This is a genomic window from Polyangium jinanense, from assembly GCF_028435265.1.
GTDB lineage: Bacteria > Myxococcota_A > Polyangia > Polyangiales > Polyangiaceae > Polyangium > Polyangium jinanense.
On the sequence record NZ_JAGTJK010000001.1, the window covers coordinates 283092 to 304949 of the forward strand.

16 protein-coding genes, 2 tRNA genes and 1 pseudogene are annotated in these 21858 nt (G+C 68.4%); 9 read left to right on the forward strand and 10 right to left on the reverse strand.

Features of this window, described 5'->3' with window-relative positions; translation table 11 throughout:
- Positions 1-34 precede the first annotated feature (34 nt).
- Both KEG38_RS01210 and KEG38_RS01215 read left to right on the forward strand, forming a co-directional pair.
- Entirely contained in the window at positions 35-649 is a 615-nt protein-coding gene (locus tag KEG38_RS01210; RefSeq protein WP_272417100.1) for an HdeD family acid-resistance protein, read from the forward strand.
- 72 nt (positions 650-721) lie between these two features.
- The gene (locus KEG38_RS01215; RefSeq protein WP_272417101.1) at positions 722-1237 is read left to right on the forward strand and encodes a GNAT family N-acetyltransferase; all 516 of its coding nucleotides are present in this window, start codon (positions 722-724) and stop codon (positions 1235-1237) included.
- A gap of 77 nt (positions 1238-1314) precedes the next feature.
- Here KEG38_RS01215 and KEG38_RS01220 read toward each other — a convergent pair.
- A pseudogene (locus KEG38_RS01220) lies at positions 1315-1440 on the reverse strand.
- A 156-nt stretch (positions 1441-1596) separates the two neighbouring features.
- Positions 1597-1720 (reverse strand) — tRNA-OTHER (locus KEG38_RS01225).
- Between the two features lie 439 nt (positions 1721-2159).
- On the opposite strand from KEG38_RS01225, the gene KEG38_RS01230 reads away from it, so the two are divergent.
- Positions 2160-2555 carry a hypothetical protein gene (locus KEG38_RS01230; protein WP_272417102.1) on the forward strand — a complete coding sequence of 132 codons (396 nt, stop codon included), beginning with the start codon at positions 2160-2162 and terminating at the stop codon, positions 2553-2555.
- Positions 2556-2731: 176 nt separating this feature from the next.
- Here KEG38_RS01230 and KEG38_RS01235 read toward each other — a convergent pair.
- The 6 genes from KEG38_RS01235 to KEG38_RS01260 all read right to left on the reverse strand — a co-directional run bounded on the left by KEG38_RS01235 (position 2732) and on the right by KEG38_RS01260 (position 7871).
- Positions 2732-2856, reverse strand: a tRNA-OTHER gene (locus KEG38_RS01235).
- 153 nt (positions 2857-3009) lie between these two features.
- Positions 3010-3735 carry an urease accessory protein UreG gene (gene ureG, locus KEG38_RS01240; RefSeq protein ID WP_272417103.1) on the reverse strand — a complete coding sequence of 242 codons (726 nt, stop codon included), beginning with the start codon at positions 3733-3735 and terminating at the stop codon, positions 3010-3012.
- A gap of 16 nt (positions 3736-3751) precedes the next feature.
- Positions 3752-4420: an urease accessory protein UreF gene (locus KEG38_RS01245; protein ID WP_272417104.1), complete on the reverse strand. Its 669-nt coding sequence runs from the start codon at positions 4418-4420 to the stop codon at positions 3752-3754.
- Positions 4421-4432: 12 nt separating this feature from the next.
- Positions 4433-6148, reverse strand: coding sequence for an urease subunit alpha (gene ureC / locus KEG38_RS01250; protein WP_272417105.1), 1716 nt, complete (start codon positions 6146-6148; stop codon positions 4433-4435).
- Positions 6149-6170: 22 nt separating this feature from the next.
- The gene (locus tag KEG38_RS01255) at positions 6171-6932 is read right to left on the reverse strand and encodes an urease subunit beta (RefSeq protein WP_272417106.1); all 762 of its coding nucleotides are present in this window, start codon (positions 6930-6932) and stop codon (positions 6171-6173) included.
- 78 nt (positions 6933-7010) lie between these two features.
- Positions 7011-7871 carry an urease accessory protein UreD gene (locus KEG38_RS01260; RefSeq protein ID WP_272417107.1) on the reverse strand — a complete coding sequence of 287 codons (861 nt, stop codon included), beginning with the start codon at positions 7869-7871 and terminating at the stop codon, positions 7011-7013.
- 166 nt (positions 7872-8037) lie between these two features.
- Between KEG38_RS01260 and KEG38_RS01265 the strand changes: the two genes are divergently transcribed.
- Both KEG38_RS01265 and KEG38_RS01270 read left to right on the forward strand, forming a co-directional pair.
- Positions 8038-8586, forward strand: a complete 549-nt coding sequence (locus KEG38_RS01265; protein ID WP_272417108.1) for a hypothetical protein — start codon at positions 8038-8040, stop codon at positions 8584-8586.
- The gene (locus KEG38_RS01270) at positions 8583-10088 is read left to right on the forward strand and encodes an NHL repeat-containing protein (RefSeq protein ID WP_272417109.1); all 1506 of its coding nucleotides are present in this window, start codon (positions 8583-8585) and stop codon (positions 10086-10088) included. The genes KEG38_RS01265 and KEG38_RS01270 overlap by 4 nt, the downstream gene beginning before the upstream one ends.
- Here KEG38_RS01270 and KEG38_RS01275 read toward each other — a convergent pair whose 3' ends face one another.
- Positions 10089-10883 carry a sulfite exporter TauE/SafE family protein gene (locus KEG38_RS01275; RefSeq protein ID WP_272417110.1) on the reverse strand — a complete coding sequence of 265 codons (795 nt, stop codon included), beginning with the start codon at positions 10881-10883 and terminating at the stop codon, positions 10089-10091.
- A 21-nt stretch (positions 10884-10904) separates the two neighbouring features.
- A complete protein-coding gene (rtcR, locus tag KEG38_RS01280) occupies positions 10905-12536 on the reverse strand; it encodes an RNA repair transcriptional activator RtcR (protein ID WP_272417111.1) in 1632 nt (543 codons plus the stop codon).
- Positions 12537-12689: 153 nt separating this feature from the next.
- Between rtcR and KEG38_RS01285 the strand changes: the two genes are divergently transcribed.
- From KEG38_RS01285 to KEG38_RS01300, 4 genes are all read left to right on the forward strand, one after another.
- Positions 12690-13916, forward strand: a complete 1227-nt coding sequence (locus tag KEG38_RS01285; protein WP_272417112.1) for an RtcB family protein — start codon at positions 12690-12692, stop codon at positions 13914-13916.
- A 5-nt stretch (positions 13917-13921) separates the two neighbouring features.
- Positions 13922-14950: an RNA 3'-terminal phosphate cyclase gene (gene rtcA / locus KEG38_RS01290; RefSeq protein ID WP_272417113.1), complete on the forward strand. Its 1029-nt coding sequence runs from the start codon at positions 13922-13924 to the stop codon at positions 14948-14950.
- Positions 14951-15043: 93 nt separating this feature from the next.
- The gene (locus KEG38_RS55365; protein ID WP_272417114.1) at positions 15044-18295 is read left to right on the forward strand and encodes a PD-(D/E)XK nuclease family protein; all 3252 of its coding nucleotides are present in this window, start codon (positions 15044-15046) and stop codon (positions 18293-18295) included.
- The gene (locus KEG38_RS01300; protein WP_272417115.1) at positions 18292-21759 is read left to right on the forward strand and encodes a UvrD-helicase domain-containing protein; all 3468 of its coding nucleotides are present in this window, start codon (positions 18292-18294) and stop codon (positions 21757-21759) included. Before KEG38_RS55365 ends, KEG38_RS01300 begins: the two co-directional genes overlap by 4 nt.
- The last annotated feature ends 99 nt before the right edge of the window (positions 21760-21858 follow it).

Genomic DNA, 21858 nt, shown 5'->3' on the forward strand with positions numbered 1-21858 from the left:
ACCCTGTTTCGCGCAGGAAAAGGAGGGTACTCCCATGACGCAACCTCCGGAAGGGCCGGTTGGCACGACCCGCATAACAGTGGTCGGGCAGGTCGAGGATGTGGTGCGGAAAAACCGCGCATGGTTTTTCGGGCTCGGCGTCGCTTTCATGGTGTTCGGTGTTCTCTTGCTCCTCATGCCCGTGATCGCCTCGGTGGCCACGGCGTTCGTGATCGGCTGGGTCATGGTGATCGCCGGCATCTTCCAGGGGTTTCACGCAGTCCGCAATCGCGGCTGGAAAGGCGCGGGCTGGTCGCTCGTGGGCTCGGCGCTGCTCGTGGTCGCCGGTGCGCTCGTCGCGGCCTTCCCGCTGACGGGCACGCTCACGTTGACGCTCACACTCGCGGCCTTCTTCGCGGCCAATGGCGTGGTCAAGATCATACGGGCCGTGCAGAACCGCCGGATCCCCGCCTGGGGCTGGCTCTTCTTCGACGGCATCATCTCCCTGGCGCTCGGTGTGCTGATCGCCTCCGGCTGGCCGAGCACGGCCGCCTGGGCGCTCGGTATGCTGGTCGGGATCGATCTGCTGCTCGGCGGGACGTCGATGATCTTGATTGGTCTCGGCGCCGGGGCCGCGCTCCGCGGGCCGATCGCCACGACGCGGCCGTAACGGGCGGCTCCTTTCGGTCCCCCTCGCCGTCGGCCTTGCCAAACCCCTCCCACGACGTTGTATCGTGGCGGCATGGCTCAGCCCATGGCAGACGTGACCATTCGTCCTCTCCGAATCGAGAACCAAGCCGAACGCGGGCTCGTGCTCGCCCTCTTCGAGCGCTCGACGAGTGTCGGCTTTCCTGCGTGGTACACGCTCGAGGAACTCGGCGCTCGCCAGCGCGAGAGCGCGGCGGCCCTGCTCGAACGGCAGGCATTGTCCGACACACCGCCCCAAACGACCACGGTCGAGGTCGTGTTGATTGCGGAGACGGCAGCCGGCGAGGCGATTGGCTTCGTTTGGGTAAGGGTGGCGGTGGACCCTTTCACGCAGCAGCCGGTGGGCCACGTCGAGGATCTCGCGACGGTGCCGGGGCATGAGGGGAAGGGCGTGGGGAGCGCGCTCATGGCCGCGGCGGAAGATTGGGCGCGGGGCCGCGGACTGTCGGCGCTGACGCTCCACGTGTGGCCTGCGAACACGCGCGCTCGCGCGCTCTATGCGCGGCACGGATTTGATGAGGAGAAGATTCGAATGAGGAAGGTCCTCTGAGGGCTGCCATTCGAAACAGCAAAGCCCGATCCCCATTCTCGGGGATCGGGCAGAAAGCTCCTTCCGAGCTTTCCAAGCGCCAGGAGCGGGACTCGAACCCGCGGCCTCGCCGTTGACAGCGGAGTAACCCTGATCATCACTGCCGTTGCCGGAGAATACCGACCAAGGTGTTTTTTCGCGCTCTACCCCTGAGCTATCCTGGCATCTATCGTCTCTTGACTGTGCTTTGAAAACGCTCGCTCCTCGGGAGAAAATTGGCCGCGGGGTCTTTTTCGTACCCAAAACGAAGGAACCGCGAGCCTCACTGCCCGGGGAGCTTGCGCGCGAAGGAAACGAGGGGGAACCCGAACCCTTCGCGGTACCAGGAGCGGGATTCGAACCCGCGACCACGTCCTTTAATGGAAGTAACCCTGGCCATCACTGCCGTCACCGGAGAAAACCGGCCAAGGTGTTTTACGTGCTCTACCACTGAGCTATCCTGGCGTCTTCGTGTTCCCCCCTTGAAGCAGGTGGCGTGCCAAGCCGGCCAGGACCCCACAAAGAGCCGCCTCAGAGCGGATTTTTGGGGTCCTGGTCGCAAAGGTCGTCGGGTGCCTGGGAGGCGTATTATCCAGAGGGATAAAGACTATCCTGTATGCTCAAACGTGGGGACGGGGTGTGGAACGACCCGCATGGCAGTAGAGCTCGACGAGTTCCTCGCAGGCGGGGCCTGCCGTCGCCGGGACAGGGTGTTCGAAACGACAACGCCCGATCCTCATTGCGAGGATCGGGCGGAATGTCTGCGCACGTGGTCGGGGTAGAAATGAATGCCGGACATTGTGTTTCTGACCGGCGATGGATTCGTGCGTCCGTGCTTTACCGGCGGAGGCTTCTTGGGTAGGGTCGGCGCACCGGCCAGTCCGGACTTAGGTAAGGAGCTTCAATGCGAATGAAAAACTTGACCCACGCGCTCGCTCTGGCGTTCACCCTCGCCCTCACGGCCCTGATCGGCGTGGGGTGTAGCTGCGACGAGGACGAATTCAATGGCAAGGAGGCTTGCCAGAAGCTCGTCGACGCGGTGAACGGCGTGCTCGCAGGGTGCAACGAGCCTCCGGTCGGGGAAGCCGAGGTCTGCGGGTACGGGACCGACTCGTGCAGCGAGGTCGCTTATTGCAATCCGAAGGTGGACGTGGAGGCGTGCGTGAAGCGGATCCAGCAGCAGTCGTGCCTGGACGTCAAGACCGCGGTGGTGAGCCTGTCCGAGTGCGAGGACCTGCAACGCAACATTGCCGCGTCTTGCGGACCAAAGAGCGGCGGCTACGAGGGAGATGACGACTGAAAACGGAGGCGCCGCTGTAGCGCGGTTCTTGACGCCCCTCGCATGAAAAACGCACGCTCCTCGGGAGAAAACTGGCCGCGGGGTCTTTTTCGTACCCAAAACGAAGGAACCGCGAACCTCACTGCCCGAGGAGCTTGCGCGCGAAAGGAACGAGGGGGAACCCGAGCCCTTCGCGGTACCAGGAGCGGGATTCGAACCCGCGACCACGTCCTTTAATGGAAGTAACCCTGGCCATCACTGCCGTCGCCGGAGAATACCGGCCAAGGTGTTTTTACGTGCTCTACCACTGAGCTATCCTGGCGTCTTCGTGTTCCCCTTTGAAGCAGGCGGCGTGCCAAGCCCGTCTGGACCCCACGATGGCTCGTTTCGGAGCGGATTTGGTGACCTGGTTCGCCAAGGACGGCCCGCGCCCGGAGGAGAGGCTAGCCCAGAGGATAAAATTTATCTCTGGGGATCAATGTTCGATGCCACGCGCATGCTGGTACGCGTGGACGATGTGGTTCACGATCGCCTCGACCCCGACGCCCTTCGTCGCTTGCGTGAAGACCATGGGCCCGCCGCCCCGGATCGCCTTGGCGTCACGCTCCATGACCCCGAGATCGGCGCCCACCGCGCTCGCGAGGTCCGTCTTGTTGATGACGAGGAGGTCCGACTGCGTGATTCCGGGGCCGCCCTTGCGCGGGACCTTGTCGCCGCCAGCGACGTCGATCACGTAAATGATGTAATCGGCGAGCTCCCGGCTGAAGTTCGCCGCGAGATTGTCCCCGCCGGACTCGATGATCAAAAGCTCCGGCTTGTGCCGCGTCGAGAGCTCTTCGAGGGCGAGGAGGTTCGCGGTGATGTCCTCGCGGATCGCCGCGTGCGGGCATCCGCCCGTCTCCACGGCACGGATGCGATCCGTCGGCAATGCGTTGTTGCGAATGAGAAATTCGCCGTCCTCGCGGGTAAAGATGTCGTTCGTGACGACGGCCAGGCTCATGCGATCCCAGAGGGCCCGGCAGAGCGCGAGCACGAGCGCCGTCTTGCCGCTGCCGACCGGCCCGCCGATTCCGACCGTGAAGGCACGCTCATCGAAGTCGCGCACGAGCGGGCGGTCGCGCTCGTCGAAGCGCCCCGGGTGCGCCATGGGTTCGTGCGTGTGTCCGTGATCGTGCCCGTGTCCGTGGGAATGGCCGTGCATGCTTCTCTCCGGAAATTCAGCTCGAAAAGAGACGCGAGTAGAGCCGGTCCTGGTGGCCCTGGAAGAGGTCGACGAGCGGCGCGGTCGTCGTGAGGTCTTCTTCCCCCCGCATTGCGTGCCGGGAGAGGACCGCGAGGACCGAGCCCGTGAGGCGATGCTGCAACGCCTGCGCCTCCAGCGGGCCGAGGAGGCTCAAGCGCACGGCGCTCGAGACGAGGCCCCGGAGGTGCAAGAAAAGAAAGAGTCGCTGGGCTTCGTCGCGCTCGAGCCCGAGCAGCGCCGAGACCGCGCCGAAGACGGGCGCAAAATGCCCGCAAAACGATTCGTCCTCGCGAGCGCGCACGCGGAGCTCCCGGAGGGACGCGATGCCGAACGAATGCGCCGCCGCCGCGAGCCACGCCCGCCCTTGCGCGCGGCTCGCCCGGTTCGAAACGTGGTTCGTCAGGAATGCATCGTGGCGTCGATCGAGATCGGAAAGCCTTTTCGGCGAGGCGTGGGCGGCCGTGACGATCGGCAGGGCGCCTGCGCCCGCTTGCTCCAGGTTGTGCAGGAGGAATCGTTCGAGGCTCGAAGGCCCCGTGATTTCCCCGAGCTGCGCCGCCGCTTCGAGCCCGCCGGAGTGCGCGAATCCGCCCGCCGGAAAGGCCGAGTCGGCGAGCTGGAGGACGAGGAGCGAGAGGGCCATGCGCGCGGACGCTCAGAACAGGAAAAACCTTTGCGCGAGCGGCAAGACCGTCGCGGGCGCGCACGTGAGGCGCACGCCGTCCGCCGTCACCGCGTACGTCTCCGGATCCACGGTGATGCGGGGCATGGCGTCGTTCAGGCGCATGTCCTTTTTGCCGAGCGCGCGGCATCCACGCACGGCCTCGATACGTTTGTCGAGGCCATACGAGGCCGCGACGCCGGATTCGATTGACGCGCCGCTCACGAACGCAATCGCGGCGCGGCCCGGCGCGCGGCCGAAGCTCGCGAACATCGGCCGCATGCGCACCGGCTGCGGCGTGGGGATCGAGGCGTTCGGATCGCCCATCTGCGCCCACGCAATGACGCCGCCCTTGATCACGATTTCGGGTTTGGCCCCGAAGAAGGCCGATCGCCACAAGACAAGGTCCGCGAGTTTGCCGACCTCGACCGAGCCGAGAAGGTGCGAGGCCCCGTGCGCGACGGCCGGGTTCATGGTGTATTTGGCGACGTACCTGCGCACGCGAAGATTATCGTTGTCGCCGCGCTCCTCCGCGAGCCGCCCGCGCTCCTTGCGCATCTTGTCGGCCGTTTGCCAGGTGCGCGTGATGGTCTCGCCGACCCGGCCCATCGCCTGCGAATCGGAGGAAACGATCGAGATCGCGCCCATGTCGTGGAGAATGTCCTCCGCGGCGATCGTCTCGCCGCGAATACGTGATTCCGCGAAGGCGACGTCCTCGGGGATGCTCCGGTCGAGGTGGTGACAGACCATGAGCATGTCGAGGTGCTCGTCGAGCGTGTTCACCGTGAAAGGACGCGTGGGGTTCGTCGACGAGGGGAGCACGTTCGGCTCGCTGCACACACGAAGAATGTCCGGGGCGTGCCCGCCGCCCGCGCCTTCGCTGTGATACGTGTGGATCGAGCGACCCTTGAACGTCGCAATCGAGTGCTCGACGGCCGCGCTCTCGTTGAGCGTGTCGGTGTGAATCGTCACCTGCACGTCGTATTGCTCGGCCACGGAGAGGCACGAATCGATGGCCGCGGGCGTCGTGCCCCAGTCCTCGTGTAGCTTGAGCCCGATCGCGCCGGCCTGGATCTGCTCGTGCAGGCCCTCGGGCTTGGACGAATTGCCTTTTCCGGTGAATCCGAAATTCAGCGGCAGCCCGTCGGTTGCCTCCAGCATCATGCGGAGATGATACGCGCCCGGGGTGCAGGTCGTCGCGTTCGTCCCCGTGGCCGGGCCGGTGCCGCCGCCGATCATCGTGGTGATCCCCGAGGCGATCGCCTCGTCGCATTGCTGCGGGCAGATGAAATGAATGTGCGTGTCGACCCCGCCCGCCGTCACGATAAGTCCCTCGCCCGCGATGGCCTCGGTCGTCGGGCCAAACACCATCCCCGGCGTGACGCCGGCCATGACATCGGGGTTCCCCGCCTTTCCGATCCCCGCGATGAGGCCGTCCTTGATGCCGATGTCGGCCTTGTAAATGCCCGTCCAGTCGACGACGACGACGTTCGTGATGACGCAATCGAGGGCGTCACGCTGGGCGGCACCCGCGCGCTGGCCCATTCCGTCACGAAGAACCTTGCCGCCGCCGAACTTGCACTCGTCGCCGTAGACGGTGAAGTCCTTTTCGATCTCGATGATCAGATCGGTGTCGCCGAGCCGGACCCGGTCTCGGGTGGTCGGGCCGAAGATCTCGGCGTAGGTGCGTCGGTCGATGGTGCGGGGCATGGCGTCCTCCGAGCGAATCGAGTCAGCCTTCGATTTCGTGGGCGAAGCCGAGCGCGCGGACGCGCTCCATCGCGCGGGCGAGGCCTTCGGGGCTCACCGGTCCGTCGGCGAGGGCATTTCCACCCCGAATGACCCGCTCGCCGGCGATCTCCACGAGCGCGACCGTTTTCGTCTCGCCCGGCTCGAAGCGCACGGCAGTGCCCGCCGGGATGTCGAGCCGCCGGCCATAGGCTTTCTCGCGGTCGAAGCGCAGGTACGGGTTCGCCTCGATGAAATGGTAATGGCTGCCGACCTGGATCGGGCGGTCGGCCAGGTTCGTGACCCGGAGCGAAATCGAGGAGCGGCCCTCGTTGAGCACGATCGTCCCTTCCGCGGGCAGGATTTCCCCCGGCGTGGGCCCGCTCGGCGCTGCAGTGAAGAGCGAACGATCGGGCACGGGGAGGAAGCTCCCGTAAAGGGCCAGGCCGAGGTCGCCGTGCTCGGCGGCAATGGGGTGGTGAACCGTGACGAGCTTCGTTCCGTCGGGGAACGTGCCCTCGACCTGCACTTCGGTCACGAGCTCCGGCACGCCCTCCATGACCTGATTGCGTCCGAGCAGCTTGCGCCCGAGGTCCATGAGCTCCTCGACACGCCGGCCATCCCGGATGAATTCGAGGAGCTGCGTGGCGATGAGCGCGACGCTCTCCGGCACGTTGAGCCGTGCGCCGCGGGCGAGGCGCTTCTGCGCCAGAAAACCGGCATTGTGAAGGAGCAGCTTATCAAGCTCGCGCGGAGAAAGATGCATGGCTTCACCGGGAGCCCCCCTGCCCAAGCTCCTGGTTACACCATCACGACGCGACGCGTCAAGTTTGTTTTTGGGGCGCTACCATTTTCTTGCCCAGGGGTCGTCGCCGAGCAGCGGGACGAGGAACGCGAGGGAAACGCGGAGGAACGCGGCGACTGGCTCAGGCTCCTCGCCGGCCACGCGGAGCACGGCGCCTCCGGGGATGGGGCTCGCGGTCGCGAGCAGGCGGCTTCGTACGTGATCCGGCGGGCGGACGGGCGCGCGTGTGGTGTCTTCAATGAGGGCGGTCGCCGCCGCCTCGACCCGGGGGCCGACGAGGATGGCCGTCGTGTACACGTCGAATCGACCCATGCGTTCGGCGATCGAGGATTCGGGCGTGTCCTCGAGCGTGAGCGCGTCGAGCACGAGGAGCCGGTTTTCCTGGACAACCTCGGTGGTGGTCCGATACGAGGTAAATCGATACCGCTCGCCCCGCGCCGCGCGGCCCGAGACGAGACCATCGACGAGGACGAGGGAGGCGCCGGGCAGAAGCTCGATACGCTGGCGCTGCTGATAGATCGCGCCGGCAAAAGGACAAACCGGATCCGGGAGCGAGGCGAAGAGGGCGTCCTCTCCGACCGAGACCAACAAGGTTTGGCGGGAACATCCACCACGTTCGCTCTTGTAGACCTTGGTGGAGGCCTGCGTGGCGCAGAGCGTCGTCGCGCCGGGGCCGATGCGGACATCGAGCGTGATGGCGTCGCCTTCGAGCAGGCCGCCGCCAAAGGTCGACGCATAGGCCCAGACGGAGGGGCCGCGCGGGCGCGGGACGAGGAGCTTGAGCGGCGCCGAGGCACGCGCGCTGAGGACCGTGGACGCAGCGGCGACGCGCTCGACGACGAGCGATCCGGCACCGGGAACGGTGACCGAGGCGGGCAGCGTGAAGCCAGGCCGGTCCATGGCGAGAGAATAGCAATGGCACCGAGTGGCCTCGGGCGTCAAGCGCATTACGACAGCAAATCGGGCGGCGCGGGCGAGGTTTCGCCTGGGCGGATCCTTCTTCCTCCTCGCGACGGGATTGACGTCCCGGGTGTGGCCTGTACCATCGGCGGCTCGGAGGCGATGGATGCAGGCGAGGCGGCTTCTGCTCAAGGACGGGGTACAGACGGAGGCGGTCCGGCAATTCGCGCAGGGCAACTGGTTTCTGTGGAACCGGATCGAGCCGCTCGACCATCAGCCGCTCGTCTACGAGTGGGCGACGCCCGCGAGCGATTGCCGCATCCGATACGTGGACGATCATCGGCTGGGGCTCAAGTGGTTCGACGTGGAGGGGCCGCGGTGCGAGGCCACGATCGAGCTCATCCGGCGGAGCCTGCCGGTGTACGAGCGCGCCGAGATTCTAACGCTTTGCAGCGAAGCGCGGACGGAGGCCGAGGGGATCTGGGCGGCGTACAAGCTCGCGGTGACGGCCGGGCCCACGTTCGATCCGGAGCTCTTCGGCTGCTTCGGGGATCTCGCGAATCACCGGGATGCCGGCGTGAGGCGGGCGGCGATTTACGCGATGGAGCAGGCGCGGTGGCGCGAGTTCGCCGGGATCGCTGAGCCGATGGCGGAGGATGATCCGCACGAAGACGTGCGAGCGCGGGCCGCGGCGCTCGTGCGAGCTTTGCAATGAGGCGGGTCGCCGCCCTCGGGGGATTCCTCACGCTCGCGGCGGGATGCGCCGCGCCGACGGTCCCGACTGCGCCCGCGCTGTTCGTCGTGACGAACGGCATCGGGAGCGGCGAGATGCGGGTCTCGATGCCGAAAGAGGGATGCGGGGTCGATTGCCTGGGCGTGATGGGGAAAGGCGCGGCGTTGCGGATCATCGGGCACCCGCACCCGGGGTCGCGCTTCGATGGTTTTTCCGGGCCGTGCACCGGGCGAATGCCGTGCGTCCTGCCGTTCGATCGGCAGCGATGGGTCGCGGCCTCGTTCAGCGACGCGGCCGCGCGGTACGATCGTCCCCTCGGCGACGGCCGTTTCTTCGTCTCGTCGCCGCGCGCGGTTGCGCTCGACAAGGGCGGGGGCGGGGCCGTGGTCGGGGTCCGGGATGCCTGGCTCGGGCGGTTCGATCGCGAGGGGCAAAAGGCCTGGGACCTGGCCGGGGACAACAGGGCCGTGACGGCCGTCGTCTTCGACGCGGCGTCCGATATCGTGGCTGTTGGGGGAGCCCGCGTCGAGAAGCGCGGGGCATCGGGCGGCCCGCTTTGGGTGTTCGATTTCGAATGGGGATCGAAGGCGACGGACGTGGCGGTGGACGCGGCCGGAGACATTTATGTCGTGGGGACGTTCGCGGGGGTCGTGAAGGTAGGAAAGCAGAGGCTCGAAAGCGCGGGCGGGCTCGACGTGTTCGTCGCACGCATTTCGCCCGAGGGAAAGCCGATCGAAGCGCTCCGGATGGGGGGCCCAACGGACGAGCGCGAGCCTCGGATCGCGACGGAGGGGTCGTCGGCGGTCCATGTCGCGTACGTCGCGGGTGGGCTCGAGGATGAATTCAAAAGGCCGGATTGCGGCGCCGCGCGGATCGTCTCGTTCGCGCCGTTCGGGCAGAAGGCGTGGGAGGCGCCGATCGAAGGCAAGGCGCGCGTCGAAGTGCTCCGGACGACGACGGGCGGCGAGGTCGTCGCGGCCGGTCGATTCGCCGACGGGATCAAGCTCGCGGGAATGGCGCTTCGGTCGAACGGGGGCAACGACGCGATGGTCGTGAAGCTCGATCGGAATGGCGGAGCCCTGTGGGCGAAGTCTTTCGGCGGGACGAGGAATGACGAAGTGTCGGCCCTGGACGTGGATTCGAGCGGCCGTATCGCGCTTTTCGGGACGTTCGAGGCCGAGATGAAGGTTTCCGGGACGACCCTCCAGGCGAAGCGGATTCGCCGCACGTGGCAGCATGGAATGTCGTTCGACGGGACCACCCTCGACGCGTGGTTCTCGGTGCTGTCGCCCGAGGGAGAGGTGCGCTCGGCCAAGGCGTTTGGCGGATCCGGAAACGATTTTGCGCTGGCGGTCACGTGGGCCGAGGGCGGCGACGTGGTCCTGCTCTTCGATCAAGAGGAGCTCTCGGTGAGTTCCGAGGGGTATGGGCCTGGTTCGAGTCTCCAGCGGAGGCTCGTGCGCAGGCCCGCCGAGGCGCCCTGATCAGGGGAAGAAGGCGGCCCGGGAAAACCAGGCCGTCATGGCGAGGCCCAGGACCACGATGCCCCGGCGCAGTTTGTCGGGGTCGATGCGTTGCGAGAAACGCGCGGAGAAATAACCGCCCGCAATGGCGCCGGCCATGACGGCGAAGCCGGGGACGAGCCAGAGCAAGCCCTCGCCGAGGAAAAACATCGAGGCGACGAGGTTGATGGCCACGCCGAGCCAGGCCTTCATCGCATTGAGCTCGTGCAGCGTGCCTTCGATGAAGAGGCCAAAAACGGCGAGCATGACGATGCCCATTCCGGCCCCGAAATACCCGCCGTAGACGGCGACCAAAAATTGCAGAAAGACCCCGAGCGCCACGGGGACGCGGGCCTTCTTGCCGAGCACGGCCTTGCGAATGCGCGCCTGGAAGGCGAGGAGCAGCGTGGCGGTGAGGACGAGGAGCGGGACGACGAAATCGAAGAGGCGCTCGGGCGTGTGCGTGAGGAGCCACGCACCGAAGAGCGCGCCCGCGATCGTGGGGGGCACGAGGTAACGTAAATGGGATTTCGTGCGCGCGAGCTGGTCGCGGAAGCCAAAGGCGCTGGCGAGCGCGCCGGGCCAGAGGGCGACCGAGTTCGTGGCATTCGCGGCGAGCGGGGGGACGCCGAACGCGACGAGGACCGGAAAGGAGACGAGGGAGCCGCCGCCGGCGACGGCGTTGATCGACGACGCCACGAAGCCCAAGACGAAGAGGGCCGCGAGCGCGAGCGGGTTCTGGCCGGAAAAACCGAGGTCCTGGGAGACGAGCGGCATGAAAGGGTCCTCGGATCGGATTCAGGAAGCGCGTCCGCTCGCGGTTTGCCAGTCGAGTCCGAAGCGGGCGAGGTATTTGCGCAATCGATCGGCGTCGTTGACCGTGGTGCGCTCCTTGCGCGATTCGGCGAAGAGCGTGCGGCCCGCCTCGCTGAGGGTGCGCGAGGCGCGGCAGACGCACAAGACCTCTTCGAGCTGGGCGCGGTCGAATCGATCGAGCTTCGCTCCCGCCTCGGAGCCGAGGACCTCGGCGAGGATGTCGCCGCCGCCGACGGAGCTTCCATTTGGCAGGTGAATGCGGCCGCTCGTCCAGGAGAGCTCCAATCGCTCGATCTCCTCGGCGACGATCTCCTTCGTGATGCGTCCGCCGTGCGCGAGCGTGGCCATGCGGGTGACGGAGGCGTTGAGGTCGCGGAAATTGCCGCTCCAGAGCGCACGCGGGGATACGGCGAATTCGAGGAAGGCTTCCCGTGCGGCCCGGTTCATGGTGACGTTCACGCCGAGGAGGCGCGAGGCGAGCTCGAGCTCGTAATCGAGGTTCGGCTCGATGTCCTCGGGGCGCTCGCGCAAGGCCGGGAGGCGGAACGTCCAGAGGTTGATACGGGCGTATAGGTCCTCGCGAAAATCGCCGCGCGCGGCCCGGGTGCCGAGGTCGCGGTTCGTGCCGGCGATGAGGAGGAAGTCACTCTTGACCTCCTGGTCCGCGCCGACCGGATAAAATGCCTTTTGCTCGATCGCGCGGAGGAGCATGGCCTGTTCGTCGAGGCCGAGCTCGCCGATCTCGTCGAGGAAGAGCAATCCGCCGTCGGCTTTGCGCAAAAGGCCCGGGCGATCGGCGACGGCGCCGGTGTATGCGCCCTTTTTGTGGCCGAAGAGCGTGGCCATGGCCGCGTCGCCGCGCAGCGTGGCGCAGTTGACCGGGACGAACTCGCCCTGGATCTGGCGCCGCGCTTTTTTGAGCTCGTAAATGCGCGCGGCGAGCTGGCTCTTGCCGGCGCCCGTGGGGCCCATGAGGAGCATCGGGGCGCGCGAGGCCTTGGCGACCTCCTCGACCCGCTCGATCAGGCGATTGAACGAGGCGTTTTTGGTATCGATGCCCGCCTTGAGAAAACTCTGGCTCTCGTGGCGCTCGCGGGAGAAGCGCGAGGCAATGCGGTCATAACGAGAGAGGTCGAGGTCCACGATGGAATACGTGCCCGGCCCGCCGCGGGTTTCCTTGCGCGGGGGCGAGGTCTGAATGACGCGGCCGGGGAAATAACGGGCCTCGGTCAGGAGGAAGAGGCAGATCTGCGCGACGTGGGTGCCCGTGGTGAGGTGGACGAGGTACTCCTCGCGCTCCGGCTTCCACGGATAGGCGCGCGCGATGTCGTGCAGGCCGGCATAAACCTCCTCGAAATCCCAGGCGTCCTTCCAGGTGACCGCGATTCGCTCGACGATCGTGTCGGGCGAGGCGTGGCGGACGTCCTCCTCGACCTGCGTAGCGAGCTCTCCAAATTTTTTTGGCTCGGCAAGCAAGACGAGGCGGCTCACGAGCAGGTCCTCGTGCTGGCAAAGCGCGACCGTGGGCCGCCAGCGCTCCCAACGCGCCGGGCCTTTGCCCGCGTCGAGCGAGGTGCCGAGGATGCCGAACACGACGAGAGGTCGAGAGGACATGGTAAGGTGGGCGACGGAATAGCACGTTCTTCGTCCCCCGTATCGGAATTTATCCAGGCGTCTATGAGCGGGCCCGAAAAAGGCCCCGGGAGCCAGGCACGCGGCGTGCTCTACCGGTCCGCGTCCACCCGTGACGTGAAAGGCAAGGCGACCATGAACGAGACGACCCACCAGACGTTCGAGACCGACGGCGTGCCGATCAAGGCCTGGACGCGCGGCGTGCCGTTCGAGACCGAGGCCGAAGAGCAGGTCCGGCGCCTGGCGACCCTGCCGTTCCTCCACAAGTGGGTCGCCGTGATGCCCGACGTGCACGCCGGGAAGGGCGCGACGGTCGGGAGCGTGATCGCGACGAACGGCGCGATCATCCCGGCAGCGGTGGGCGTGGACATCGGCTGCGGGATGATCGCGGTGGAGACGACGCTCACGGCGTCGCATCTCCCCGACGACCTGAAGGAGATCCGCAGCGCGATCGAGGCGGCCGTGCCGCACGGGCGCACGAACAACGGCGGGCCCGGCGATCGCGGCGCGTGGGGAGACGCGCCCGAGCGCGTGCAGAAGGCGTGGGCGGAGCTCGCGCCGGCCTACGAGGCGATCGTGAAGGAAAACCCGTCGATCGGGCGCGGGACGGCGATCGGGCACCTCGGGACGCTCGGGACGGGGAACCACTTCATCGAGGTCTGCCTCGATGAGCGCGACCACGTGTGGTTCATGCTGCACTCGGGTTCGCGCGGCGTGGGAAACCGCATCGGGAGCCACTTCATCGACCTCGCGAAGAAGGACATGAAGCGGTGGTTCATCCACCTGCCGGACGCGGATCTCGCCTACATCCCCGATGGAAGCGAGACGTTCGGCCAGTACTGGCGCGCGCTCGCCTGGGCGCAGGAGTTCGCGCGGACGAACCGCGCGTTGATGATGGAGGCGACGATCATGGCCGTGCGAAAGACGGGGCTTTTGCCGTCGTTCGAGCTCGCCCGCGAAGCCGTGAACTGCCACCACAACTACGTGTCGAAGGAGCACCACTACGGCAAGGACGTGTGGGTGACGCGCAAGGGTGCGGTGCGCGCAGGCGAGGGCGAGCTCGGGATCATTCCCGGGAGCATGGGTGCGAAGAGCTTTATCGTTCGTGGACTCGGGAACCGCGAGTCGTTCTGCTCGTGTAGCCACGGCGCGGGTCGGAAGATGTCGCGCACGGCGGCGAAGCGGGCGTTCTCGCTCGAGGACCACGCGCGCATGACGGCCGGGATCGAGTGCCGCAAGGACGAGGACGTGATCGACGAGACGCCCGGCGCGTACAAGTCGATCGACGATGTGATGCATGCGCAGCGCGACCTCGTCGAGGTCGTGCGCACGCTGCGACAAGTGGTGTGCGTGAAGGGGTGAGGGCGATGCTGACGCTGGATGGAGCAACGGGCGAGGGCGGAGGGCAGATCCTGCGCTCCTCCCTCGCCCTGTCGATGGTGACGGGTCAGGCGTTCCGGGTGCACTCGATCCGCGCAAAGCGGTCGAAGCCGGGGCTCATGCGTCAACACCTCGTGGCCGTGCGCGCGGCCGCCGAGGTGAGCGATGCGGTGCTCGCGGGGGACGAGATCGGCTCGACCGAGCTCGTGTTCAGGCCGGGCGCGGTGAAGCACGGGTCGTATCGGTTCGCGATCGGGAGCGCGGGGAGCGCGACGCTCGTGTTGCAAACGGTGCTGCCGGCGCTGCTCGCGACGGCCGGCAGCTCGTCGCTCGTGTTCGAGGGCGGGACGCACAACCCCATGGCGCCGCCCTACGATTTCGTGGAGCGCGCGTTCTTGCCGATCGTGCGGCGCATGGGCGCGAACGTCTCCGCGCGGATCGTGTCGTACGGGTTTTACCCGGCTGGCGGAGGTCGTGTGGAGGTGGCCGTGGAGGGCTGTCCGCGGCTCGCGGCTCTCTCGCTGCTCGATCGGGGCGAGGTGCGAAGAACGCAACTGCGCGCGCTCGTGTCGCAGATCCCGGGCACGGTCGGGGTGCGCGAGGTCGACGCGTTCCTCGCGGAGGTGCCGTGGGATCGATCGTGCGCGCGGCCCGAGGTCGTGAAGAACAGCCCGGGTCCAGGAAACGCGCTCGTGGCCGACGTGGAGAGCGAGCACGTGACCGAGGTTTTTACGGCGTTCGGCGAGCGTGGGGTGCGCGCGGAGGAGGTGGCTTCGAAGCTCGCGAAGGAGGTGAAGCGCTACCTCGCAGCGGGTGTGCCCGTGGGCGAGCATCTCGCGGATCAACTGCTCTTGCCGATGGCGCTCGGCGAGGGCGGGGCGTTTCATACGCTGTCGCCGTCGGGTCACACGCGGACGCAAGTCGAGGTGATCCGGACCTTCCTGGGAACGAAGGTGCGGATGGACGAGCGCAGCGCGGAGGAATGTGTGATCGAAGTGGAAGGCACGCGGCGGTAGGAGCGAGCGGACAGGCGCTCGGGCTCGTCACGCAAGGGAACGCTCGACAAAGCGGCCGTCCCCGGGCATGACGGGCACGTGCTGCGTCTGCTCGTGTCCCCCCGAAGCGAGGAGCGGCTCCGGGCCGCGGAGGTTTTCCTCGGGGAGGGGAAAGCCGACGCGATCGCGCTCCTGGTCGGTCCGTCGCGCGGGGCGGCGCTCGATCTCGCGGCGCGGGTGGGATCGTCGCGAGGCGCGATCTTCGGGCTGCATCGGCTGACGCTCGGGCAACTCGCAGCGCGCCTCGCCGCGCCGGAGCTCGCACGGCGGAGGCTCGCGCCGGCCACGCCGCTCGGCGTGGAGGCGGTGGTGGCGCGCGCGGTGGCGAGCGCGCTCGAAGCGGGCGCGCTCGGATATTTCGCGCCGGTCGCGCGGACGCCGAGCTTCGCGAGCACGCTCGCGGCGACGCTGAGCGAGCTGCGCATCGAGGGCATCGGGCCCGCGGAGATCCGAGGCGACGATCCGAGGAGTCGCGACCTGCGTGAGCTCGCGCGTCGTTACGACGAGCAGCGTGAGCGGGCGCGGATCGCCGATCGCGCGGAGGTGCTCGCGGCGGCGACGGTGGCCGTGCGCGAGGCGGACGAGATTCGAAGGGCGCGGCTGCTTTTGCTCGACGTGCCGATCACGTCGCGGCTCGAAGAGAGGTTCGTCGCGGAGCTCGTCGCCGCGGCGGAGAGCGCGTTCGCGACGGCGCCGACGGGCGATGATCGCGCAGTCGAGGCGCTCGCGGCGCTTGCTTCGGAGGTGGTGACGGATCGGAGCGAGCGGTCGCATTCGTCGCTCTCGCGGCTGCATCAATACCTGTTCGCCGCGGCGGAGCTTCCGGCCGCGGAGGCAGGCGACGACGTGTCGTTTTTCTCGGCGCCGGGCGAGGGGCGCGAGTGCGTGGAGATCACGCGACGGATCCTGGCGGAGGCACGGAGGGGCGTGCCGTTCGACGACATCGCGGTGTTCTTGCGGGCGCCGGACACGTACGCGTCGCTGCTCGAAAGCGCGCTGCGTCGTGCGAAGATCCCGGCGCATTTCGCGATCGGGGCCGCGCGGCCGGACCCCTCGGGGCGCGCGTTCCTCGCGCTGCTCGCGTGCCGCGCGGAGGACCTTTCTCCTCGGCGTTTCGCGGAGTACCTGTCGCTCGCGCCGATGCCGAAGGAGAGTGTCGCGGTGGAGGCGGCGCCGCGGGCCTTGCTTCCGCGGGCCGATCTCTTCGGCGCGCTGCTCGAAGGCGAGCCGTCGGCGAAGCGCATTCGAAGAGAGCAAGCGGCGGCGAGCGAGGGCGCGCGTGTGCCCGTGCGGTCGGCGCCGATCGGATGGGAGCGGCTGCTCACGAAGGCCTCGATCGTCGGGCGCAAGGAGCGCTGGGCCGAGCGGCTCGCGGCGCTCGGAAAGGCGTTCGAGCGAGAGCTAGCGCTTTTGCGACGGCGGGATCCGAGCTCGCCGCGGATCGAGACGGTGGAGCGTGAGATCGAGGCGCTCGGCGAGCTCACGCGGTTCGCGCTGCCGCTCGTGGATGCGCTCGCGGCGTTGCCCGAGCACGGGAGCTGGGGCGTGTGGATCGAGGAGCTCGGCCAGCTCGCGCGGATGGCGCTGGAGCAGCCGGAAGACGTGCTGTCCGCGCTCAGCGAGCTCGCGCCGATGGCGGAGCTTCCGGCGGTGTCGTTCGACGAGGTGCGGCGCGTGCTCGAAGGTCGGCTCGGGTCACGCGTGACGCCGCCGTCGGGGAGGCGGTACGGCGCGGTGTTCGTCGGGACGCCCGAGCTTGCACGCGGTCGCTCGTTCGCGGTCGTGTTCGTCCCCGGCCTTGCGGAGCGGCTGTTCCCGGAGGCGCCGCGCGAGGATCCGATCCTGCTCGACGCGGATCGGCGTGCGATCTCGAAGACGCTGCGGGCGCAGGCGGATCGGAGCCGCAACGAGAGGTTGCTTCTGCGTTTGTCCGTGGGCGCCGCGCGGGAGCGGGTGCATCTTTCGTATCCACGTGTCGAGGTGGCGGCGGGACGGCCGCGCGTGCCTTCATTTTATGGGCTCGACGTGCGGCGCGCGACGACGGGGACGTTGCCCGATCACGACGCGCTCGAGCGAGACGCGGCGGGCGCTGCGGGCGCGCGGCTCGCGTGGCCCGCGCCGGCCGAGCCCGAGGATGCGATCGACGATGCCGAGCACGACCTCGCGATGCTGGGGCGGCTCTTGCACGGAGGCGAGGAGGCCGAGGCGGCGGGGCGCGCGCAGTACTTGCTCGACCTGAATCCGCACCTCGCGCGGTCGCTCCGCGCGCGGTCGGCGCGGTGGGACAAACCCGTCACGCATCATGATGGCATCGTGCGCAAGACCGCGGCCACGGCGGCCGTGCTCGCGGCGAACCGCCTGCGCGTGCGGCCGTATGCGGTGACGGCGCTCGAGAAGTTCGCGGCGTGCCCGTATCGATTCTTGCTGGCGGCGATCCATCGGTTGCCGGCGCGCGAGCGGCGTGGCTCGCCGGACAGGCTCGATCCGATCTCGCGTGGCGTGCTCTTTCACCGCGTGCAAGCCGAGACGCTCGCGGCGCTGGAGCGGGAAGGGGCGCTGCCGTTCGGCCCGGAAGGTTTGTCGCGAGCCCAGGCGGTGCTCGACGAGCGGCTCGACGCGGCGGCGCGCGAGCACGAGGAGCGCACGCTGCCGCCCGTGGAGAGCGTGTTCCGCGACGAGATCGAGCGTGCGCGGGTGGAGCTTCATGCGTGGCTCGCGCGCGTGGCCGATCAGAGCTGGCTCGTGTGGCCGGTGCGGTACGACCTCGCGTTCGGGTTGCCGCCGCACGAGCATGAAGATCCACGCAGCGTGGCTGAGGCCGCGGTGATCGAAGGACAGTACTTGCTGCACGGCGCGATCGACGTGGTCGAGCGGCACGCGGCGACGGGGCATGCGCGCGTGACCGACGTGAAGACGGGGGCGAACTTCGCGCGGCCGGGGCTCGTGATCGACGGCGGCGAGGTGCTGCAGCCGGTGCTCTACGGCCTCGCGTACGAGGCGGTGTGGAAGGAGCCGGTGACGGACGCGAGTTTGTCGTTCTGTACCACGCGCGGCGGGTATGTAGAGCATGTGATCGAGCTCGACGAGGCCGCCCGCGCGAAGGCCGTCCAGGTGCTCTCGCTCGTGGACGAGGCGATCGACAAAGGGTTTTTCCCGCCCGCGCCGAGGCCGGGTGCGTGTGACACGTGCGGCTACAGGCTCGTGTGCGGGCCGCATGAAGAGAGGCGCGCGGCGCGCAAGGACGAGTCTTCGCTCGACGGCGGCGCGTTGTTCACGCGGCTGCGGATGCTCCGAGGTGAGCCGTGACCGAGAGCGCGTTCGTGTTCGAGGCGCCGCAAGGCGAGGGGCTCGCCGACGCGGAGGCGCGCGCGCTCATCCGCGGCGCGCTCGGGCGCACGATGATCGTCGAGGCCGCGGCCGGCACGGGCAAGACGACCGAGCTCGTGCTGCGCATGGTCGCCGTGCTCGCCGAGGGGCGCGCGGAGATCGAGGAGATCGTCGCGGTCACGTTCACCGAAAAAGCGGCCGGCGAGCTGAAGCTGCGGCTCCGCAGCGGAATCGAGCGCGCACGCAGGCTCGCCCCGGATGAGGCGCAACGCGCGAACCTGGAGCGCGCGCTCGCGCATCTGGAGGAGGCGCGGATCAGCACGATCCATGGGTTTTGCGCCGACCTTCTGCGCGAGCGTCCCGTGGAGGCGGGCGTCGATCCAGCGTTCCGCGTGATGACCGAGGCCGAGGCGGATCGACGCTACGGCGAGGCGTTCAGCAGGTGGCTCGAACAGATCCTCGGTCGCCCGCCCGAGGGCGTTCGAAGGCTCTTGCGGCGGCGCGAGCACGGACCCGGGCCGATCGAGCGGCTGCGCCGCGCCGGTCAGGAGCTCATCGCCTGGCGGCATTTCACCGCGCGCTGGCAGCGGCCTCCGTTCGATCGGGATCGCGCCCTCGACGCGATCCTCGCGGAGATGACCGCGTTCGCCGAGGCGAGCGAGGGCGCGCTCCACGCGAACGATCCGCTGCACCGCGACACCGAGCCGGCCCGCGCGCTCGTCATGCGTCTGCGCGCCGAGGGCGAGCATCACTGGGATCGTGACGAGATCGAGGCCGAGCTCTGCGCGCTCAGCAGGCAGCGCGACTTCATGCGCCCGCGCCGCGGCGCCGGATCCCGCTACGGCGCGCACACGACGCGGGCCGATCTGCTCGCGGCGCACGGCGCGCTCGTGGCCTCGCTCGAACGATTCCAGCGCGAGGCCGACGGCGATCTCGCGGCGCTCTTGCAGGACGAGCTTGGCGCGCTCGTCGCGACGTACCAGGCGCGCAAGGCCGAGGTGGGCGCGCTCGACTTCGAAGATCTGCTCGTCTGCACACGGGACCTCGTGCGTGATCAGGGCGAGGTGCGCCGCGGTTTTCAGGAGCGTTACCGCTGCATCTTCGTCGACGAGTTCCAGGATACGGACCCGCTCCAGGCCGAGATCCTCATGCTGCTCGCGGCCGACGATCCGAGCGTCCGCGCGTATCGCGACGTGCAGCCCGTGCCCGGAAAGCTCTTCCTCGTCGGCGATCCGAAGCAGGCGATCTACCGGTTTCGCCGGGCTGATCTTTCGGTCTACGAGGAGGTCAAAGAACTGCTCGTCCGGCGCGGCGCGCTCTTCGTGGAGCTCAGCACGAGCTTCCGATCGGTCCCCAGCATCCAGAAGCTCGTGAACACCGCGTTCGCGCCGGTGATGGTGGGGGATCGCGAGGCGCTCTCCGCGCGCTACGTGCCGCTCCGGCCCGCGCGCAAGGCGATCGCGGGGCAGCCGTCGATCGTGTGCGTGCCCGTGCCCGAGCCCTACGGCAAGCAGCGGCTCACCTCGGCCGCGGTCGAACAAAGCGTGCCGGCCGCGGTGGGCGCGTACCTCGACTGGCTGCTGCACGAGAGCGGCTGGAAGGTGACCGAGCGGGATCAACCAGGAGAATTCGTTCCCGTCGCGCCGCGGCACGTTTGTCTGGTCTTCCGGCGCTTCGAGAGCCACGGCGAGGACGTCACGCGCGCTTACGTCGAGGCCCTCGAAGCGCGCGGCATCCCGCACGTGCTCGTCGGCGGAAAGTCGTTTTACGCCCGCGAGGAGGTCGAGACGATGCTCGCGGCGCTGCGCGCGATCGAGCGGCCCGAGGACGAGCTCGCGGTGTTCGCGACGCTGCGCGGATCGCTCTTCGCCGTCGGCGACGAGGCGCTGCTCGAGTACCGCTTCACCTACGGGAAGCTTTCCCCCCAGCGAATCCCCGAGACGCCGCTTCCGCCGCATCTTGCGCCGATCGGCGCGGCGCTTTCGCTGCTCGCGCGGCTCTCCGAGGGGCGGAACGCGCGGCCGATCGAGACCACGGTCGCCGAGCTCTGCGACGCGACCCGCGCCTGCGTGGGGTTTGCCCTGCGTCCCTCGGGCGAACGCGCGCTCGCGAACGTGCTGCACATCGCCGAGCTCGGGCGCGCGTACGAGGCTTCGGGAGGTACGTCGTTCCGCGCGTTCGTCGAGCAACTCGAAGAGGACGCGGAGCGTGGTCGCGCGCCCGAGGCGCCGATCCTGGAAGAGGGCGGCGACGGCGTGCGCATCATGACGGCGCATCGGGCCAAGGGCCTCGAATTCCCGGTCGTCGTGCTCGCCGATGTGACCGCGCGGCTCGGCGCGCAAGCCGTGAGCCGCTACGTCGACGCCTCGCGCTCGCTCTGCGCGCTCCGCCTCGGCAGCGTCGCGCCCTGGGATCTCGTCGAGCACGAAGCGCTTGAAATGCGCCGCGACGAGGCCGAAGGCACGCGGCTCGTGTACGTGGCTGCAACCCGCGCGCGTGACCTCGTCATCGTGCCGGCCGTGGGCGACGATCCACGTTTCCCCGAGCAATCGTGGATCGGGCCGATCCATGCGGCGATCGCGCCTCCTTCGGGCGCCGAGCCTTCTGCCGAAGCGGCGCCGGGTTGCCCGCCGTTCGGCGACGATACGGTTTTGTCGCGGCCCGAGGGGCTTTCACGCGGGCCGGCAACGGTTTGTCCGGGCGGATATCGTTTGCCCGGGGGGCATGACGTCGTGTGGTGGGACGTGACGCGCCTCGACCTCGAACGCGAGCCTGCGTTCGGCGTGCGCCGCGAGGACATGCTGCGCAAGGACGCGCCCGTCGGCCGCGTGGAAGAGGACCTCGAGACGTATCGACGCTGGGTCCGGGAGCGCGCGGCCGATCGCGAGCGCGGCGCGCGGCCGCTGTACAAAGTCCAGACGGTCACCGAGCGGGCCGAGACCTCGAACGAAGCACCCGCCCTCGACGTGCCGATCCTCGATGTCGGTCGGGAGGCGGGCCGACCGGGGGGAGCTCGCTTCGGCGAGCTCGTGCATGCCGTGCTCGCGCAAGTGCCGCTCTCGGCCAAACGGGACGTCGTGGAGCAAGCGGCGGCGCTCGCGGCGCGGCTCTTCGGCGCGACCGAGATCGAGGAGGCGGCAGCCGTGCGCGCGGTGGTCCTCGCGCTCGCTCATCCGGTGATCGAGAGGGCGCGCGCGGCCGAGACGCGCGGCGAATGCCGGCGAGAGACGCCGCTCAGCTTGATGGCCGAGGACGGGACGCTGATCGAGGGCATCGTCGATCTCGCGTTTCGCGAGCCGAGCGGCTGGACTGTGGTGGATTTCAAGACCGACCGCGAGATCGACCGCGCGGGGCCCGTGTATCGACGGCAGGTTTCGCTTTATGCGACGGCGATCGGCCGGGCGACCGGGGAGGCGTGCGCGGCGATTTTGTTACGGGTTTGAGGGGTCTTCCTCGGACGCCGGATGCTCGCCGCAGTCGGCGTCGTGGTGGATTCTGAACCCGTGCATCAGCGTGATTGCAGCGGATCCAGCACATGTACG

Excerpts from the sequence above, each read along its gene's own strand:
- KEG38_RS01265 (WP_272417108.1), top strand. The coding sequence starts at position 8,038 with ATGCAGGCGAGGCGGCTTCTGCTCAAGGACGGGGTACAGACGGAGGCG.
- KEG38_RS01230 (WP_272417102.1), top strand. The coding sequence starts at position 2,160 with ATGCGAATGAAAAACTTGACCCACGCGCTCGCTCTGGCGTTCACCCTC.
- KEG38_RS01210 (WP_272417100.1), top strand. The coding sequence starts at position 35 with ATGACGCAACCTCCGGAAGGGCCGGTTGGCACGACCCGCATAACAGTG.
- ureC (WP_272417105.1), bottom strand. The coding sequence starts at position 6,148 with ATGCCCCGCACCATCGACCGACGCACCTACGCCGAGATCTTCGGCCCG.
- ureG (WP_272417103.1), bottom strand. The coding sequence starts at position 3,735 with ATGCACGGCCATTCCCACGGACACGGGCACGATCACGGACACACGCAC.
- KEG38_RS01260 (WP_272417107.1), bottom strand. The coding sequence starts at position 7,871 with ATGGACCGGCCTGGCTTCACGCTGCCCGCCTCGGTCACCGTTCCCGGT.
- KEG38_RS01275 (WP_272417110.1), bottom strand. The coding sequence starts at position 10,883 with ATGCCGCTCGTCTCCCAGGACCTCGGTTTTTCCGGCCAGAACCCGCTC.
- KEG38_RS01285 (WP_272417112.1), top strand. The coding sequence starts at position 12,690 with ATGAACGAGACGACCCACCAGACGTTCGAGACCGACGGCGTGCCGATC.
- KEG38_RS01255 (WP_272417106.1), bottom strand. The coding sequence starts at position 6,932 with ATGCATCTTTCTCCGCGCGAGCTTGATAAGCTGCTCCTTCACAATGCC.
- KEG38_RS01270 (WP_272417109.1), top strand. The coding sequence starts at position 8,583 with ATGAGGCGGGTCGCCGCCCTCGGGGGATTCCTCACGCTCGCGGCGGGA.
- rtcA (WP_272417113.1), top strand. The coding sequence starts at position 13,922 with ATGCTGACGCTGGATGGAGCAACGGGCGAGGGCGGAGGGCAGATCCTG.
- rtcR (WP_272417111.1), bottom strand. The coding sequence starts at position 12,536 with ATGTCCTCTCGACCTCTCGTCGTGTTCGGCATCCTCGGCACCTCGCTC.
- KEG38_RS01245 (WP_272417104.1), bottom strand. The coding sequence starts at position 4,420 with ATGGCCCTCTCGCTCCTCGTCCTCCAGCTCGCCGACTCGGCCTTTCCG.
- KEG38_RS01215 (WP_272417101.1), top strand. The coding sequence starts at position 722 with ATGGCTCAGCCCATGGCAGACGTGACCATTCGTCCTCTCCGAATCGAG.